Below are 16,289 nucleotides of genomic sequence, written 5' to 3' on the forward strand. Positions count from 1 at the left end.
GCCTATTTAAGTGATGTGCTGAAAAGGTTGCCGACACATAAAGTGACTCAGATTGAAGAATTGCTACCACACCGCTGGAAACCTAAATCGAATTAAAAAATAGGCATGGGGTTCAGCGGACGCTTACAGTTGAGCTAAGAAAAAAACCATTCAACTTAATGAATAAGTTGAATGGTTTTTTTTATTGGAATGCAGAACAATACTAACCTTGAATCAGCTGTGTTAATTCATCGACATAATCTTGCATTGGTTTTGGATTTTGATCTTTTCGGCTTTCAATATTTAAACGTAAAAGTGGTTCAGTATTCGATGCTCGAACATTGAAGCGCCATGCACCAAAATTTAGACTGACACCATCCGTTTCATCAATTGCAGGATTTTGATTGGCAAAGTGATCAAAAATCTTTTGAATGGTGGCTTGAGTATCCGCAACTTTAAAATTGATCTCCCCTGAACAAGGGAATTTTTCAATCATATCTTCAACCAACGAAGACAGTGTTTTTTGCGTTTCAGAAACGACTGATATAGCCAACAACCAAGGAATCATGCCACTGTCACAGTAAGCAAAATCACGGAAATAATGATGCGCACTCATCTCACCGCCATACACTGCATTGTGCTCACGCATTTTTTCTTTAATGTATGAATGCCCTGATTTAGACTGAATCGCTTCACCTTGGTACTGTTCAATGACATCAAAGGTATTCCAAACCAGACGAGGGTCATGCACAATTTTCTCACCAGATTGTTTCAGTAAGAATGCTTGTGCCAATAGACCGACAATATAATAGCCTTCAATGAATTGGCCTTTCTCATCAAATAAAAAGCAGCGGTCAAAGTCGCCATCCCAAGCGATACCCATATCTGCATGATGTTCAATCACCGCATTACGGGTACTGTCACGGTTTTCAACAAGAATAGGGTTGGGAATACCATTCGGGAAAGTACCATCAGCATCATTATGAATTTTAATCAATTCTACTGGAAGGTTAAGTTGTTTGAACTTTGCTTCAATGGCATCAACCACATGACCAGCAGCGCCGTTGCCCGCATTCATGACTAATTTGAGTGGGCGAATTTTAGCAGGATTAATATAAGACATTAAATGATCAATATATTCAGGCAGAATATTGTACTTTTCAGTTAAGCCTTTGGCTGTAATTGCATTAAAGTTGCCTGATTCAGCCAGTAAGCGAATTTCTTTTAGACCTGAATCTGCTCCAATGGGGCGTGCATTTTCGCGGACCAATTTCATGCCGTTATAGTCCATTGGATTATGACTTGCGGTAATTTCGATGCCACCTTGTACATCAAGATGAAAAGCGCCGAAATAGACTTCTTCAGTCCCAGTCATACCTAAATCTAAAACATCAACACCCGCATCATTCAGACCTTTGATGGTGGCTTGCTTTAAAGCTTCACTGCTTAGGCGGATGTCGCAGCCAACCACAATTTTTTTAGGTTGATAAATTTGCCCATAAGCGCGACCGATTTTATAAGCAATCTCTTCATTGAGTTCTGTACCGAGTTTGCCGCGAATGTCATAGGCTTTAAAACAAGTAAGTTGTGTCATCTAAATTCTCGAAATAATTCCTGCGAAGTAAGGAAGGTATGATTATAGAAGGAAAATCGCTCCTATATGCCAAGATACTGTTTAACCTTTATATTGATTTTACCTTTGCTAAGATTCGTTGAGCCCAGTCAGCGTAATAATTTACATCTTCTAGTTGTTTCTGTTTAGAAGGATGATTAATTGTAGTAAAGGCAGTAATACCTCTTATCTCAGATAGAAACTTTTTAGGCCAACTGAGTGATTGAGACAGTATCGAATTGTTTAATATATCCAAATCTGTCTCAATTAATCGTTGAGTTTTTTCTTCATATGGGAGTAATAAGGTGGAGATATTTTTTTTACCATCTGAAGTATCAATTTCACACAAATAAAATTGATGGTTATTTTCTATATTAAAAATTTTATAGACATAAAAGTAGCGTAATTGATTGTTTGCAAACTTATGGCCTCTGAAACGTTTATATATTTTAAAAGGTGAGTTCTTGATTTCTTTGGTTTTATATCCCTTTTCTTCAATTTGCTCCAATAGTTTAATCAAGTCTTTATAAGTGACTCGCTCTAGTTGAATTTCTGATTCTGTTGTAAATCCAGACACTGTACCCTCTATATCTCCTTCTCCACCAGCAAATCCTTCTTCTTGATTTTGATCTTTATCCATTTGCTTTCGTCTTTTACGTACTACAGTTTTAGCAGGAGGTGTCTCTAAAGAAATTTTTAATTCTTCAATTGTATAAATTTCTCCAGGTAGGTTTCTTAGCTTGGCCAGTAGTTTATCGATATCTGCCTCAGCATTTTTATTCAATTTCTCTTTAGGTTGACTCGCTGGTTTTGGTTTGTTTGAACCTTGCCCTTGAGCATTTTTGACCTGTTGTATGATTTTTTTTGAAGTGAAATGAAATTGAATAGGACGGTTGATAGCTGTATCAAGATTTTTGAAAGATGTAATGCGCTCAATTCTGTAAATACCTGTTTCTTTATCATAAATTCCATCTACTGTTAGATCAATATTTTTAAGATCAGGCACTTCCATGTCAAAATTAAAACTTTTAGCGCCTTTTTGATCAATAATTGTTTTCTGATAAATACTAAGGAAGGCTTTATTTAAATCAGGCTGTAATAAAATTAAAGCGAGCTTCTTCAAAAAATGAGGATCAGAGACATCTGCGTTCATAATTTTTTTGTTTTTTGCTATATTAATATGAATAGCCTTTTTATCATTTCTATCCACTAAAACATCGGTTGAATAATTTTCTGCAAAAAGTGCCGCCCGAATTAAATAAGGATGAGAGAAAAATAAATCGCGGGCCAAGATAAGCTTAGGTATTTGAATAGTAATATTTTTCTTTAAAACTGTTGAGTAGTAATTAAATTCAAAACATATCCGGCCTTCATGTATTTTTTGATCCTCACCCTCCGGTAAAATAATAGTTCTAAATGTTGTGAAATTTACATGTTCAAGTGTGTGAGTGAATAATTTTGTAGGAGAGGCATCAATTTGGGTTCTATAGCGGTATAGAAGAACACTCTCAATCGGTAATTTAAGTTGAATAGGACGGTTAATAATAGGGTTAAACAAATGAGTATCAATATCAAACCGAGTTTGACCGCGTCGACTAATTTTTGTCGCAGTATAGTAAATCATCTCTTTTGGTAAAAAGTCGGTTGAACAATCACTCATTTTTTATTTCTTCCCAAATATTATTAAAAAATCGACGTGCTTCTGGCGTTAATCGCTGCTCACTTAATCCTGATACACGTAAAAAAACACTCGGTGGATAGTATTTATTCTCAGTTTGTTGACGAATATATGTTCGTGTCAGACGACGTATTTGATAACAATCCACCGACTCAGCGTAGCGCTCCAAAAATGCTTTGGTCAACGGCAGAAAATGCCAGTTTTTTTCAATTAGGCTGACATGCCCAAGTTGTTTAATTAAAAACTTTTTGGTCCATTGTGGGGAGTCTAAGTCTTCTAATAATTCATCACGTATTTTAATCAATTGTTTCATAAACTGACGATCCCGAATACTCCAATCGACACGTGGTTTGGGTAGAGAGAGTGGTGTCATGATAGCGGTTTGATTGATTTGTAACAGCCAATCTTTATGATTGCGATATAAACGTGCGTACAGTGCACCATCATGTTTACGAGCTAGTTTGACTGACATATCCTGAATCAATTGTATCCATTTCAGTTGATCATCTGACAGGACTTGGTAAGTCTTGTGTTTTACAGTGACAGGAATGGCTTGTTCCTCTATACCTACTGTCGCTAGATCCAAATACTGTTGGTATGTATAAATAGGACTTTGTTCGGGAACAAGTGCCTTTAATACGATGAGATGCTCAAGATAAGAAAATGCTTTACGATGTTTTCTACAGATATTCTTGAGCCAGCAGTTCTCAGAGCTCAGATCACCTAATTGATAATATTGAAGAAAACTTTCGCCCCAATAATCGACAACAAGCTGACGGACTTTTTCGTAATTGATATTTTTTTGACCTGACAGTAAGTCTCTGTCTTTCAATAGATTGAAGTAGGCATTTGATAAAATCGAAACATCTTGTACTGCATTATGGCTAGATTGAATAAGTAGATCCTCGATTATTTTTGCTAACTCTAGATGACGCTTTAAGTCTTGTGAATTAATAAAAAGTTGTGAGGAGTCAATAAGGACATTTAAATGAGCATTATAAAATCTTCGGTCTAGCCCATTGCAAGGAACAGAGCTGACAAAAAGGGCAGATTCATGCTTTATGCAATATTCATATCCTGTAATCTGCCAGCTACGTTTCCAATACACTTCACCATATTGTTCCATCTGTTCTTGCCAACAATGCGGACAGAACCGAAAAAAATTCACAGATTTAATTCGCGACGCATTTTTCCCCAACTTGGTATGTAATGATTGATACTGTTCACCCTGCAATACATGTACAGCATAACGCATCACTGTATCAGGTTGAAACGGTTGATAAATTGGTAATAAGGTGTGCTGGTTGATTAAATGGAGTGCATCATAGCAATCGGGTAGATAACTGGCCAATTTGTCTATGTAAGACGGTAAATCGTAAGTTGGCGTCAAATTTCTATTATTGAATAATTCTTCAGTAAGGTATTTGGAACTTAAAATTCCATTGTGAATAGCATAACGTGCAATCACACTGTAAATTAACTCATCTGGATATGGTATTGGAAAATTTGAAATCATAATACACTTACTCTCTATTTTTTGTTTAATGCAACACAGGAGAGGTGGGATCAAACAAATAGTGAGATGATTTTAATAGCTCATAAACATCGACTTCCTTTTCTTGTGCTTGACTGAAAAAATTCCGTAAGTCATTGGCTTCAGTGCTCTTCCATTCTTCTGCTTTCATGACTTTGCGTGATGTTCTTGGTTTTCTTACCGAAGTTGTGGTCTGAGGCTGGTCGAATTTATCTTTTGCTACAGAGCCGTCTAATACTTCCAGAATATGCTGGAGTAGTACCTGTAAGTTCTCGTTTGGATATTTTTTTAATGCAGAAGTGACATGCAGATCTATTGTAGCAGCGGGGTGACCTAAGGCCGTTAGCATACCTATCAGTGTGGAATAATGTGGTCCTAGATCTTTATGCTGTTTTTCCGTTTTTAATGCAGCTTTGAAACGGTGTTGTTCAACATATTCCTCAATTTGAACTTGAGGGATAGTTAAGTCAGAATACCGTGCAATACGTGTGGGGTTGCCTGAGCGGAGTGCATCCAAAATATCGTGGACTGGCTGTAATTGTTCTTCGTAGACTTTTTTAAAAAGTTCAGATGTGATTTTTTCCAGACCAATGGTGATTGCATGAATCTGCACCAAGCAGAACAGTTTAACCACTAAATCTGGAATGCCCTGCGTATAATAATACCAAGTGTTTCTTAATTCATCGGTCAGTTCAGCTGGTTGTTGAATCCATTGATATTGCCACAGCTTGTTGGTAAAGGCATACCATTCAGAAATGATCATTTGATCAGGGTCGCCAGGATCGGGAATAGGCGCTTCATTTCGCATAGGTTCCCAGATTAAAGAGCCTAATCCTGCACTGCGTCTAGCTGACCTTAAGTCTTCTTGCAGGATTTCATTCGCTTTAGGTGTCCCAATCATCACGATAGGGATCGATGCCACATTCACCAGCGTGACAAAGAAATTAAGAATGATCTCAGCCCCGCCAGATTTTTTTGTATTCAAATGCTGGATTTCATCAATGATCAGAAGTCCAATAGAATAATTATTTGCGATAATTTTCATCTGTTGCAGCATTGCATTCACATTTAAGCGGCTTCTGGTGAAACGATGCTCAAAGTTAGTATCTCCTAATGCTAAATCTACTGCTCTAAAAAAGTTTGAACATAAGTTTTTTAAAGAGCTGTCATGCGGGCAATCAATTTTAAGGAAAACAATTTGTTTTAATCCTAGCTCTTTATGCTCAATCACTTGCGGGTAATAACGCAAAATCTTGTTCATCGTCGTTGTTTTGCCGCTTCCTGAGCATCCTATAATTGACATGCTGGTCGCAGTTGATTCTGGAGGTGCATATCGGTAAGAACTTTCATTTGATGGTTCAAGTTGTTGAAAAGCGGCGTGTAAATGCCTTTGTCTATCACCATTATTGATGTTTCTACTCACGTAACCTTGCCGGATCATGATAGAAATTTTTTGTTCCAGTGATAGATGTTTGGTCAGTGGTTGAAAAAAATCATGAGGCAGCTGAGCAATCAGATGGATTCTTTCTGGTTGGGGTAAGAAACGTTGTTCTGGAATAAATTTCAGTTTTCCCCGTAGGTGTTTAATGACTGACTTTGTATCAAGGATAGGCGGTAATTTAGTAATGAGAGGATTATCCCCATAGATGTCTTGTATCGATGTATTAACTACTATTTCATTATTATTCATTCTTCATCGTCCTCTTCAAATAATTGTCTCATTAAGTCTGGTTGACTGGTTAAATCCAGATTGCTGCTGTCAGATTGGGATATTTGAGAATTGTCTTGGTTGGGATTGATAGTCTGGATAGAATTGCTGGGTCTGTTCTGGAGATGTTCCGCACGTTCCACTTGGATAGCTTCTTGTTTATTCTGACGGATATCCCGAGTACGTTGTGCTTTAGAAAGTTGGTGTACTCCTACTTGAGCCTGCCGACTCTGTGCTGCATGAATGATTTTGTCAGTAAAATCCTGCAATTCACTGATGGCTACAGACTTTAGTTGCGAATGCTGTTTTTCAACAGTTTTGATCGCTTTTTGAATTTGTTCAGCTTCCCACCAGGTCAGATGCTGATATTGACGTGAGGCATCACTTAAGTGGGCTTCCCAGTATTCCAATTTATTTTCATCAAAGAAAACATAAATGGTATTTACTGAGTATGGGTCAAAACCAATCCGCAACTTTTTCGGGCGGGATTTGGTCGTGTTACGAATAAACCAGCCTTGTTGATGCATTTCCAAACATTGATAGACTAATCCTTTGACTTTAAGTCCTTTATCACTTAAGGATGCATCGATCCTAGGTAGCAAGCCAACATATAGTGATTTGTTATCCACTTGTCTCAACATCCCAGTACGGTGCTGTAGACCCCACTGCCAGAGCTTAAGGGGTGTAGAAGGCAGGTCAGTCGGCATATCGGCACTACGATCGTATTTCGTCAAAATATCAAAATTATTGCGTAACAAGACGCAGCTTAAGATGATTTTTCTGAACTCTTCCAGAGTTAGACAAGCTTCTAGTCGATAATCATGTCCGCCTTTCTTTTTTTCCTTGAATCCAGAAACAACACCAATATTCTCGTAGGATTTAAAGCGTGACTGAATGATTCCAAAAGCCCTCTCCACAATACCTTTGGCATCGCTTCGATACGGTGGCGCATTTTCAATACGAACAGAAAAGTTTTTTTCAAGAAGTTCAATTTGATAGCCAATTAGTTCACCGCGGTCTGCAAGTATGGCACCAGGTAAACCATAAATAGGCCAGTCTTCTGGTTGTATTTGCAAGCCATAACTCTGACAGAATGTCACTTTATCTTGGATTGCAACGCTGAGGCATTGTATAGCTGTGTTAAATGAACTGTTTTCCATACCGACATAAAGTCCAGTAATCATCCTGCTGAATACATCGATAACAATATATACGGTAGGTCGGCCAATAATCTGTGATGGATCTCGTGATGATACTAGATAGATGTCAGCGACTGTTGAATCTATCTCATAACGTGCACCAGGACCATTTGCTTGCTTGGTCGCTGTTGAAGTCAGAGGTTTGTGATCTTTCAGGGTTTTCTGATTCTTCAGAATTTCCTTGGAATTGTTCTTATTTCTATATCGCGTATTATAAAAGTAGTAGAATTGAGCATACGTTGGAATATCTCCAGCTTGCACTTGATGAAAGTGCTTGGAAAATAAATTTTTAAACCGAAGATAAGTTTCGTTAATGGATTGTTTTTTGACAGGAACTAAATACTCTTCGATGGCTTTCTTAAAATATAATTCAACCTGTTCAGTAACATTCTTACCTTCATTTGATTCATAGATGCGTGGTCTGCCAATTTTTTTATCACCTATCGTTCTTTTTTGGCCTTTTCCACCTGAGTTTTCATAGTCCGGTACCAAAGCATTTATCGTTTGACCACGCTGCCAGTAGCGTCTTAGGAGTCGTAGAATTTTATTAATTGATACTTCTTTCTCTAGATGTAGAGTTTTAATTTTTGCAGTCCTGATTTTTGCATTGATAAGAACTTGTTCATCATTAATTAAATCTTGAATAATTAAAAAGTTTTCATCTCTTTTTTTGAGTTGAATAGAATCTTCACTCAAGTTTAATCGTTTTAAGTATTCATAAGGATCTTGCGCTGGTATCAGGCTTTGATCATCTGAGAGAGTTTGAAGTTCCTTAGACAAAATGAGTTCAGGAAAAGCATTTTTATTATCAATCGCAATCCATACCGTATACTGCGGTAAGAATTTGAGTATTCGGTATTGTGTTGAATTCAAGATGTAAACTGAATTAATTAGTTGCATGGACTGTATTCTCATTCTGGAGCAAATTACTTGCATGAATATCAGAGAGTTTAAGCTCCAAGTACGAAATTTCTAGATTAAATTGAAGTATTCGCAGTGCAAATAATTTTCTAAACAATGCGAGCGTCGCTCCGATACCCATTTTTTGAGTTTGGTCAAAATGCTTACAAAATTGGATTAATGAGCTTTGAGGGTACTGGCTAATTTCTTCCATAAAATAAACTGCTAGATCGATCATGTGATTTGTTATTTCAAGGTCATTTTTTTCTACATACAACCATTTAATGTTCTCTAGTACCGTAGCAGGAATGTCTTTTTCAGTAATCAACTTGAACGGCGTATTGTGCTCTTCTTCCCAGTAGCGACGTTTAATTTCTAATGACTCAATAACATGAGCTTTATTCAGATCTTTGCTGTAAAGAGTGTCAAGGGCTATAGAAAACTTACCAAAATCAACTAAAAAATCTGAAGATAGGGTAAAAGGTATATAGTCAATCGACACTTTTTTCATTCGGAAACGAGAACAGATGGAGTTAAGATCATAGATATCCAAAGGATAATGCTCGCGAATATCTGTAACGTTCTGATTCCAGTCAAGCAGTAAAAAGGTAGATAGCTCTAGATCAGAAAATAAGTGATGAAGACGTTTACTGACACGGCCTTGTACTCTGTGAGAGCGACCAATTGAACTGAAGTTTTGAACAGTTTTACAAGGTTTATAATCGCGTCCATGGCCCTGGCCATACCCTTCTGTTACTAGTTCTTCATAGTTTTTTATAATTTTTGCCATACAGAAGACCTGTGGGTTTTGGTGGATAATTAATCATATCTGAAGCGGGTTAATTTTGTATTTAGCAAAAACATACAAACTTAAATATATTTATATACAAACAAAATTTTATAATTTTTATTTAATTATTTATTTAATTCAGCAACTTAATAATTAATATGGTATTTTAATACTCAATTAATGAGTTTAAAAAAACGTTGATGATAGGCAAAAGTATTCAAATTACATCTTAGTAAACATCGTTGCATATTCTTATGTAAACCAATTGCATATTCAGACTCAAACCCGACCATTCATTTTGGTTCATAGTAAAATGCTTATTTTCTATTCCAAATATTTTAGAACAAAATATGTAAATTTGGATCTTAAAGTACTACCTTAATCTGCTATAATTTGTACATCATTATGATGTACAAATTGGTGGAAAATATGGCTAACTTAGCAACAGAACGAATCAATGTTCGTTCAACCGTAGATGCAAAGAATGTAATTGAGCAAGCTGCGAATTTATTGGGTCTTAGTGTGAGTTCCTTTATGATCCAATCCTCATTTGAACGAGCAAAAGAATTACTTAAATCTAATCACGAGTTAAAAGTAAATAATGCTGATCGTGATATGTTAATGAATTTGCTTGAAAATCCACGCCTTGCAAATGAAGAGATGAAAAATTTAATGAGTTTATTGGATGAAAATTGAGGTTTTACAAGCCCATCATCAGAAAAAATCATTTAATTGTGGGCAAGATGATTTAAATAAGTTCATAAAACAATACGCATCCCAACATCAGAAATCAGGAACAAGTAAAACCTATGTTGCTATTGATGATGCACAGGTGAGGGGATTTTATTGTCTATCAAGTACCTCTATAGGATTTGATGGGGTTGATGCTGTTCTCACTAAACGATTACCTCGTTATCCCTTACCTTGTGTGGTTGTGGGTCGCTTTGCCGTTGATCAAGCAGCACAGGGGCAAGGAGTTGGAAAAGTACTTTTAGCACATGCTCTTAAACAAGTTTCAAAAGTTGCTCAAATTATTGGCGTAAATTTTGTTGTAATACATGCTAAGGATCAAAAAGCTATGGAGTTTTATCAGCGGTTTGGCTTTATCTCATTAACATCAAATCCATTAACATTAATATATCCAGTGAATGAAATACCTCATTTTAAATAAGGTGGGCTGCTAGTAACAGGAATAGCTAATAGACTTATTCAGAGTTTGCACATAGTTCCTTATCCCTTATTTTGCTTTATGACCAAATACTGCGTCTAATTATGGTAATTTAATTAAGTTTGTTTTATTTTTTATCTTAAGTTGTTGATATATCTTATTCATTGTTTTTTTATTTTTAAAATTAAGTTTGTATTAATATTTACTATCTTTAATTCTAGATGAAATTAAGTTTGCATAATATTCTTCCGCATTTAAAATGCCAATTCTTGCGCAGAAAGGCGAAGCATACTTTAAATAAAAATGAAATTTTTTCAAGGTGAGGTCAAAAAGGAATGCTTTTTGAATCTAGGGTGAGATTTTTATATATCTATCTAATTGAATATATTAGTAATAATTTTATATTTCTGGTTTGACTCTAATTTGAATTTAATTATATTAAAAACCCTGTAGACTTGGTGAAGAATCACTGGTTCTACAGGGTGGGGGGTTATTCGTTTACTTCATTAATATCCAAACTTAAATAATTAAATCTAAACTTAATTATTTGGTACAAACTTAATTATACGAACACACCAGCCCTTGATCAAAAAATTATTATTCCACCGTCACTGACTTCGCCAAGTTACGTGGCTGATCGACATCAGTTCCACGTAATACAGCAACATGGTATGAAAGTAATTGCACAGGAATACTGTACACGATAGGAGCGAGTAATGCGCTCACACTCGGTACAAAGACCACATGTTGACGCTCTTTGGCTTTAATCCCACTATTTTCATCAGCGAAAACAAATAACTCACCGCCACGTGCTTGGACTTCTTCCATATTCGATTTGAGTTTATCCAGCATGTCATCTTTCGGTGCTAGAATCACAACAGGCATGTCGTTATCCACTAAAGCCAATGGACCATGTTTGAGTTCACCGGCAGCATAACCTTCTGCATGAATATATGAAATTTCTTTGAGTTTTAAAGCACCTTCAAGTGCGATAGGGAACTCAGTACCACGGCCTAAGAATAAGCAGTGATTTTTTTCAACAAACAGCTCAGATAAACGCAAAATTTCTGCATTGTTTTGCAGCGTATCTAAAATCACCTTAGGCGTATGCCACAAGTCTGCAATAATTTCAGCAATTTGAGTTTCAGAAATGGTCTGCTTAATTTGCCCCATTTTTAGAACTAAAAGCATGAGTGCTGCAAGCTGCGTAGTAAATGCTTTGGTTGAAGCCACACCAATTTCAGGGCCTGCAAGTGTTAACAAACTGTAGTTGGTTTCACGGACCATTGAAGACGTCGCAACGTTACAAATGGTCATGGTGGTAATATCTAAACCCTTAGCGCCAGCACGCTTTTGTGTATCACGCAGTGCAGCTAAAGTATCGGCAGTTTCACCTGATTGAGAAATACATACATACAGGGTGTTATTGACAATCACTGGTGAGCGGTAACGGAACTCACTGGCAATTTCAACTTGGCAAGGCACATCAATCAGTTGTTCAAACCAATATTTGGCAATCATGCCGGCATGGTAGCTAGTACCACAAGCGATGATTTGCACTTGTTGAATTTGGCTGAAATCTTGAGCTGCATTGGCAAGGAAATCATCACGAAGCGCATTACCATTTAATGCCTGAGAGATCGTTTGTTTAATCGCTTCAGGCTGCTCATAAATTTCTTTGAGCATATAGTGTTTATATTCACCTTTTGAAGCATTGCTTACAGTCGCATCAAGCTCTTTGATTGGACGATTCACCAATTTACCATCGACGAATACTTCAATAGTATTACGTGTCAAACGTGCAATATCACCTTCTTCAAGGTAGATAAAACGGTTGGTAATTGGTAAAAGTGCCAATTGATCCGAGCTAATAAAGTTCTCGCCAATACCGACACCAATCACGAGAGGTGAACCTTCACGCACCGTGATTAATTCATCAGGATGGTCGGTATGTACGATACCCAGTGCATAAGCACCTTTGAGTTGAGGTACGACACTTTTAACCGCTTCTAAAAGACTCGGGGTGCTTTTTAAAGCGTCATTGACTAAATGTGCGACAACTTCTGTATCGGTTTGTGAGGTAAATACATAGCCTAAAGCTTCAAGATCATCTTTAAGCTCTTGATAGTTTTCAATAATACCGTTATGAACAACAGCCACATTGCCTGAAATATGCGGATGGGCATTATTTTCAGTCGGTTTACCATGGGTTGCCCAGCGCGTATGTGCAATACCGACCGAACCTGCGATATCGGCTTCTTTAACGGCTTGTTCAAGATTTGCAACTTTACCTACGCGACGTTCACGTAGAACATGGCCTTTATTAATCAGCGCTAAACCCGCAGAGTCATAGCCACGATATTCAAGACGCTTTAAGCCTTCAATTAAAATATTGGTAATACTACGTTCTGCAACGCCACCGACAATACCGCACATAATTTAATCCTCTTATTTCTTCAATTTTTGGGGACGTTGATAGTTTTCTTTGGCAAATTGCTTCGAACGTTCTACCGCAAGGCTATTGTCTACCACGTCACGTGTAATGGTTGAGCCAGCACCCACTGTTGCACCATGACCAATGGTGACAGGAGCGACTAATGAGCTATTTGAGCCGATGAAGGCTGAGTCACCGATAATGGTTTTAAATTTGTTTGCGCCATCATAGTTGCAGGTAATGGTACCTGCGCCAATGTTTGAACCTGCACCGACTTCTGCATCACCTAAATAGGTAAAGTGGTTGGCTTTTGAGCCTAACCCGACAGTGGTATTTTTAACTTCAACAAAGTTACCAATATGTACTTCTGCAGCTAATTTTGCGCCAGGGCGTAATCGTGCAAATGGACCGATTTGAGCGTCTTCACCAACAATGGCACTGTCAAAAACGCTATATGGTTGAACTTTAGTGCCTGCCGCAATCTTGGAGTTTTTAATGATACAACCTGCGCCAATTTCAACGTTATCACCGAGTTCAACATCACCTTCAATAATCACGTTGATATCGATACGGATATCTTGACCAACAGTCAATGTACCACGTAAGTCGAAACGTGCAGGATCAATCAGGTGAACGCCTTGTTGCATCAGTTGTTTAGCTTGGAATGCTTGAAATTCACGTTCAAGTGCAGCCAATTGTATGCGGTCATTGACACCTTCCACTTCGAAAGCGCGTTCTGGTTCAACAGATGCCACTTCGAGACCGTCAGCAATCGCCATGGCAACGATATCGGTCAGGTAATATTCACCTTGCGCATTGTTATTGCTTAATTTTGGCAGCCATTCGTGCAATTTGGCATTACTCACGGCATAAATACCGGTATTAAATTCTTTGATTTTACGTTGTTCTTCAGAGGCATCTTTGTGTTCAACAATGGCTTGAATTTTGCCATTTTCACGTACAATACGACCATAACCTGTCGCATCATTAACCGTTAAGGTTACTAAACCAATGCCTGTTTGAGCAGATGCATCTAAAAGTTTTTGTAATGTTGCTTCAGTGATGCAAGGCACATCACCTGAGAGAATCAAAGAAATCCCGGTTTTTGCTAGGACAGGCAGAGTCACTTTGACTGCATGGCCTGTACCTAATTGTTCTGCTTGTTCAACCCATTTGACATTTTCATGTGCAAACGCGTTTTGAACCAATTCACCGCCATGCCCATAAATGGTAATTATTTCTTCTGCATTTAGTTTTTTCGCAGTGTTGATGACATGGCCAAGTAGGGGTTGTCCTGCGAGTGGTTGTAATACTTTGGGTAAACGAGAACTCATACGTGTCCCTTTACCTGCAGCAAGAATAATAACGCTAGTAGACATGTTTAATCCTAGGTGTTTCTATTACATAGACAAAATATAAAAATAAATACAGATGCAAAGCGCGGCCCAAAGACCTGCAATAATGTCGTCGAACATGATGCCAAAGCCACCACCGACTTGACGGTCAATGACACGAATAGGCCACGGTTTCCAGACATCAAATAAACGGAATAAAGCAAAACCAATCAATGCCCAAGTCCAGCTCATTTGCCCAAGATATAAAATCGGGAGGAAGGTAATGGACTGACCGGCAAATTCATCCCATACGATGCGACCATCGTCATGAACACCCATGACTTTGGCGGTTTGACCACAAATATAGATACCAATAATCGACATGATGATCATGACTATAATGGAGTTGAAAAAGCCGATTGCAAGCCAACCTGGAATAAACAACAAAGCAAAAGCAGAGCCAAAGGTGCCCGGTGCTTTGGGTGCAAGACCCGAACCAAATCCCACGCCACAAAAGGCGATGACTCGGTTAAACCAAGACATGGATTTAAAGTTAATGGCTGGCTTATGCAAAATGCTGGTATCCCTTAAATTTTAAGACTTGGTCAACACCGTGGTTGTTATAACGGATTCCCAAATTTGGGGTGATTTGACCGATTTTACTAATGTTTACATCTAATTTTAGTTGCAGAAGTTTTTTATAATTCTGCGGACTTATTGTAAAGCATAACTCGTAGTCATCTCCACCCGCGAGGGCGTATTGCCACTGCTTTTCTTGTTGTAATTGTTTTACATCGGGATCGATAGGAAGTTGATCTAATTCAATTTCTGCACCGACGTGTGAAGCGGCGAGGATATGTCCTAAATCTTGTGCGAGCCCATCAGAGACATCAATCATACTGTTGGCTAAGCCTTTGAGCTGTTGGCCCAGTAAGCAACGGGGTGTGGGATAATCTAAACGGTGCTGTAAGCGATGACCTAAATGGTTTAAGCCAAATGCTGCGTCACCGACTTGTCCGCTGACGCAGATATAATCACCGATTTGGGCACCTGAGCGGGTTACTGCTTTGCCTATATCGACCCAGCCTAATGCTGTGACTGAAATCGTCAGATGAGGACTTTGTGTGGTATCACCACCAATTAAACTCACACCAAATTGATCGCAACAATCATATAAACCCTGACTAAAGCCTTTGAGCCAGTCATGATCAATTTGGGGTAGGCTCAATGCCAATAAAATACTGTGTGGTTTGGCACCCATTGCAGCAATGTCAGAGAGGTTGACAGCAACAGATTTCCAGCCGATGGCATGTGGTTTTGTGTCGAGGGGAAAGTGACGCCCAGCAACCAGTGTATCGGCACAGATGACCAATTGTTGCTGTGGAGGAGGGGTGAGCAAGGCTGAGTCATCACCGACCCCTAAATCGACAGAATTGATATTCTGACGATTAAAATAGGTATCAATGATCGAGAACTCAGCCATACAACGTACTACTTAAAAAATTAATTAGCTTGTTGTTTTTCTGCTGCACGCAATGTAGTCGCTAAACGATCCAATACACCATTGATGTATTTGTGGCTGTCTGCACCGCCAAAATGTTTAGCTAACTCGATCGCTTCATCTAACACGACGCGATATGGAATCTCAAGATGTTCTTTGAGTTCATATGCACCAAGACGAAGTGTTGCAAGTTCAACACCATCTAAAGCGTCTACTTCACGATCGAGTACAGGGATTAAAAGCGCATCCAATACTTCATGATTGGCAACAACCTCGGTCAATAACTCGTGGTAATAGCCGAGGTCGACCTTATGCATGGCATTATCCACACGTGTACGTGCTTCAATCTCATGGACAGGATTGCGGCTCATTTGCCATTCATAAATTCCTTGTACAGCAAAGCGACGTGCTTTACGTTTTGCTGCATAAGTTGCTTGAAGTGTTTGCGACAT

14 protein-coding genes are annotated in these 16,289 nt (G+C 38.2%); 3 read left to right on the forward strand and 11 right to left on the reverse strand.

Going from position 1 to position 16,289, the window contains the following annotated elements:
• Positions 1–96, forward strand: a 96-nt coding sequence (locus FTU05_RS11775) for a transposase domain-containing protein (RefSeq protein WP_179992416.1), incomplete at its 5' end; no start/stop codon positions are given.
• 106 nt (positions 97–202) lie between these two features.
• On the opposite strand, the gene FTU05_RS11780 is transcribed toward FTU05_RS11775, so the two are convergent.
• From FTU05_RS11780 to FTU05_RS11805, 6 genes are all read right to left on the reverse strand, one after another.
• Positions 203–1,573 carry a phosphomannomutase CpsG gene (locus FTU05_RS11780; protein WP_180165419.1) on the reverse strand — a complete coding sequence of 457 codons (1,371 nt, stop codon included), beginning with the start codon at positions 1,571–1,573 and terminating at the stop codon, positions 203–205.
• Positions 1,574–1,661: 88 nt separating this feature from the next.
• Complete coding sequence (locus FTU05_RS11785) at positions 1,662–3,251, reverse strand: Tn7-like element transposition protein TnsE (RefSeq protein ID WP_180003577.1); 1,590 nt, start codon at positions 3,249–3,251, stop codon at positions 1,662–1,664.
• Positions 3,244–4,785, reverse strand: a complete 1,542-nt coding sequence (locus FTU05_RS11790; protein ID WP_180165420.1) for a TnsD family Tn7-like transposition protein — start codon at positions 4,783–4,785, stop codon at positions 3,244–3,246. Before FTU05_RS11790 ends, FTU05_RS11785 begins: the two co-directional genes overlap by 8 nt.
• 25 nt (positions 4,786–4,810) lie before the next feature.
• Positions 4,811–6,493, reverse strand: a complete 1,683-nt coding sequence (locus FTU05_RS11795) for an AAA family ATPase (RefSeq protein ID WP_180165421.1) — start codon at positions 6,491–6,493, stop codon at positions 4,811–4,813.
• Entirely contained in the window at positions 6,490–8,610 is a 2,121-nt protein-coding gene (locus tag FTU05_RS11800; RefSeq protein ID WP_180033628.1) for a Mu transposase C-terminal domain-containing protein, read from the reverse strand. The genes FTU05_RS11795 and FTU05_RS11800 overlap by 4 nt, the downstream gene beginning before the upstream one ends.
• Positions 8,597–9,400, reverse strand: a complete 804-nt coding sequence (locus FTU05_RS11805; RefSeq protein ID WP_180003570.1) for a TnsA endonuclease C-terminal domain-containing protein — start codon at positions 9,398–9,400, stop codon at positions 8,597–8,599. Before FTU05_RS11805 ends, FTU05_RS11800 begins: the two co-directional genes overlap by 14 nt.
• Before the next feature lie 429 nt (positions 9,401–9,829).
• Here FTU05_RS11805 and FTU05_RS11810 point away from each other — a divergent pair, with 429 nt between their 5' ends.
• Together FTU05_RS11810 and FTU05_RS11815 are read left to right on the forward strand one after the other, a co-directional pair.
• On the forward strand, positions 9,830–10,096 hold the full coding sequence (locus FTU05_RS11810) for a DUF1778 domain-containing protein (protein ID WP_180165422.1): 267 nt from the start codon (positions 9,830–9,832) through the stop codon (positions 10,094–10,096).
• Positions 10,086–10,571 (forward strand): GNAT family N-acetyltransferase, encoded by a 486-nt coding sequence (locus tag FTU05_RS11815; protein ID WP_180003567.1) that lies wholly within the window; start codon positions 10,086–10,088, stop codon positions 10,569–10,571. The genes FTU05_RS11810 and FTU05_RS11815 overlap by 11 nt, the downstream gene beginning before the upstream one ends.
• A gap of 594 nt (positions 10,572–11,165) precedes the next feature.
• On the opposite strand, the gene glmS is transcribed toward FTU05_RS11815, so the two are convergent.
• Genes glmS through nusB form a run of 5 tightly spaced genes read right to left on the reverse strand, consistent with a single transcriptional unit; the run spans position 11,166 to position 16,289 of the window.
• Positions 11,166–13,004: a glutamine--fructose-6-phosphate transaminase (isomerizing) gene (gene glmS / locus FTU05_RS11820; protein WP_180165424.1), complete on the reverse strand. Its 1,839-nt coding sequence runs from the start codon at positions 13,002–13,004 to the stop codon at positions 11,166–11,168.
• Positions 13,005–13,016: 12 nt separating this feature from the next.
• Positions 13,017–14,381 (reverse strand): bifunctional UDP-N-acetylglucosamine diphosphorylase/glucosamine-1-phosphate N-acetyltransferase GlmU, encoded by a 1,365-nt coding sequence (glmU, locus tag FTU05_RS11825; RefSeq protein ID WP_180165426.1) that lies wholly within the window; start codon positions 14,379–14,381, stop codon positions 13,017–13,019.
• 21 nt (positions 14,382–14,402) lie between these two features.
• A complete protein-coding gene (locus tag FTU05_RS11830) occupies positions 14,403–14,879 on the reverse strand; it encodes a phosphatidylglycerophosphatase A (RefSeq protein WP_078194116.1) in 477 nt (158 codons plus the stop codon).
• A 22-nt stretch (positions 14,880–14,901) separates the two neighbouring features.
• On the reverse strand, positions 14,902–15,819 hold the full coding sequence (gene thiL, locus FTU05_RS11835) for a thiamine-phosphate kinase (protein WP_180165428.1): 918 nt from the start codon (positions 15,817–15,819) through the stop codon (positions 14,902–14,904).
• Between the two features lie 20 nt (positions 15,820–15,839).
• A complete protein-coding gene (gene nusB / locus FTU05_RS11840) occupies positions 15,840–16,289 on the reverse strand; it encodes a transcription antitermination factor NusB (protein WP_180065119.1) in 450 nt (149 codons plus the stop codon).

Origin of the sequence: Acinetobacter sp. YH12049 (assembly GCF_013419875.1) — a bacterium.
GTDB classification, from domain to species: Bacteria; Pseudomonadota; Gammaproteobacteria; order Pseudomonadales; family Moraxellaceae; genus Acinetobacter; species Acinetobacter amyesii.

Coding starts and splice junctions, on each gene's coding strand:
- FTU05_RS11810 (WP_180165422.1), top strand. CDS start 9,830: ATGGCTAACTTAGCAACAGAACGAATCAATGTTCGTTCAACCGTAGAT.
- FTU05_RS11805 (WP_180003570.1), bottom strand. CDS start 9,400: ATGGCAAAAATTATAAAAAACTATGAAGAACTAGTAACAGAAGGGTAT.
- glmU (WP_180165426.1), bottom strand. CDS start 14,381: ATGTCTACTAGCGTTATTATTCTTGCTGCAGGTAAAGGGACACGTATG.
- FTU05_RS11785 (WP_180003577.1), bottom strand. CDS start 3,251: ATGAGTGATTGTTCAACCGACTTTTTACCAAAAGAGATGATTTACTAT.
- FTU05_RS11790 (WP_180165420.1), bottom strand. CDS start 4,785: ATGATTTCAAATTTTCCAATACCATATCCAGATGAGTTAATTTACAGT.
- FTU05_RS11780 (WP_180165419.1), bottom strand. CDS start 1,573: ATGACACAACTTACTTGTTTTAAAGCCTATGACATTCGCGGCAAACTC.
- FTU05_RS11815 (WP_180003567.1), top strand. CDS start 10,086: ATGAAAATTGAGGTTTTACAAGCCCATCATCAGAAAAAATCATTTAAT.
- thiL (WP_180165428.1), bottom strand. CDS start 15,819: ATGGCTGAGTTCTCGATCATTGATACCTATTTTAATCGTCAGAATATC.
- nusB (WP_180065119.1), bottom strand. CDS start 16,289: ATGTCGCAAACACTTCAAGCAACTTATGCAGCAAAACGTAAAGCACGT.
- glmS (WP_180165424.1), bottom strand. CDS start 13,004: ATGTGCGGTATTGTCGGTGGCGTTGCAGAACGTAGTATTACCAATATT.
- FTU05_RS11800 (WP_180033628.1), bottom strand. CDS start 8,610: ATGCAACTAATTAATTCAGTTTACATCTTGAATTCAACACAATACCGA.
- FTU05_RS11830 (WP_078194116.1), bottom strand. CDS start 14,879: ATGTCTTGGTTTAACCGAGTCATCGCCTTTTGTGGCGTGGGATTTGGT.
- FTU05_RS11795 (WP_180165421.1), bottom strand. CDS start 6,493: ATGAATAATAATGAAATAGTAGTTAATACATCGATACAAGACATCTAT.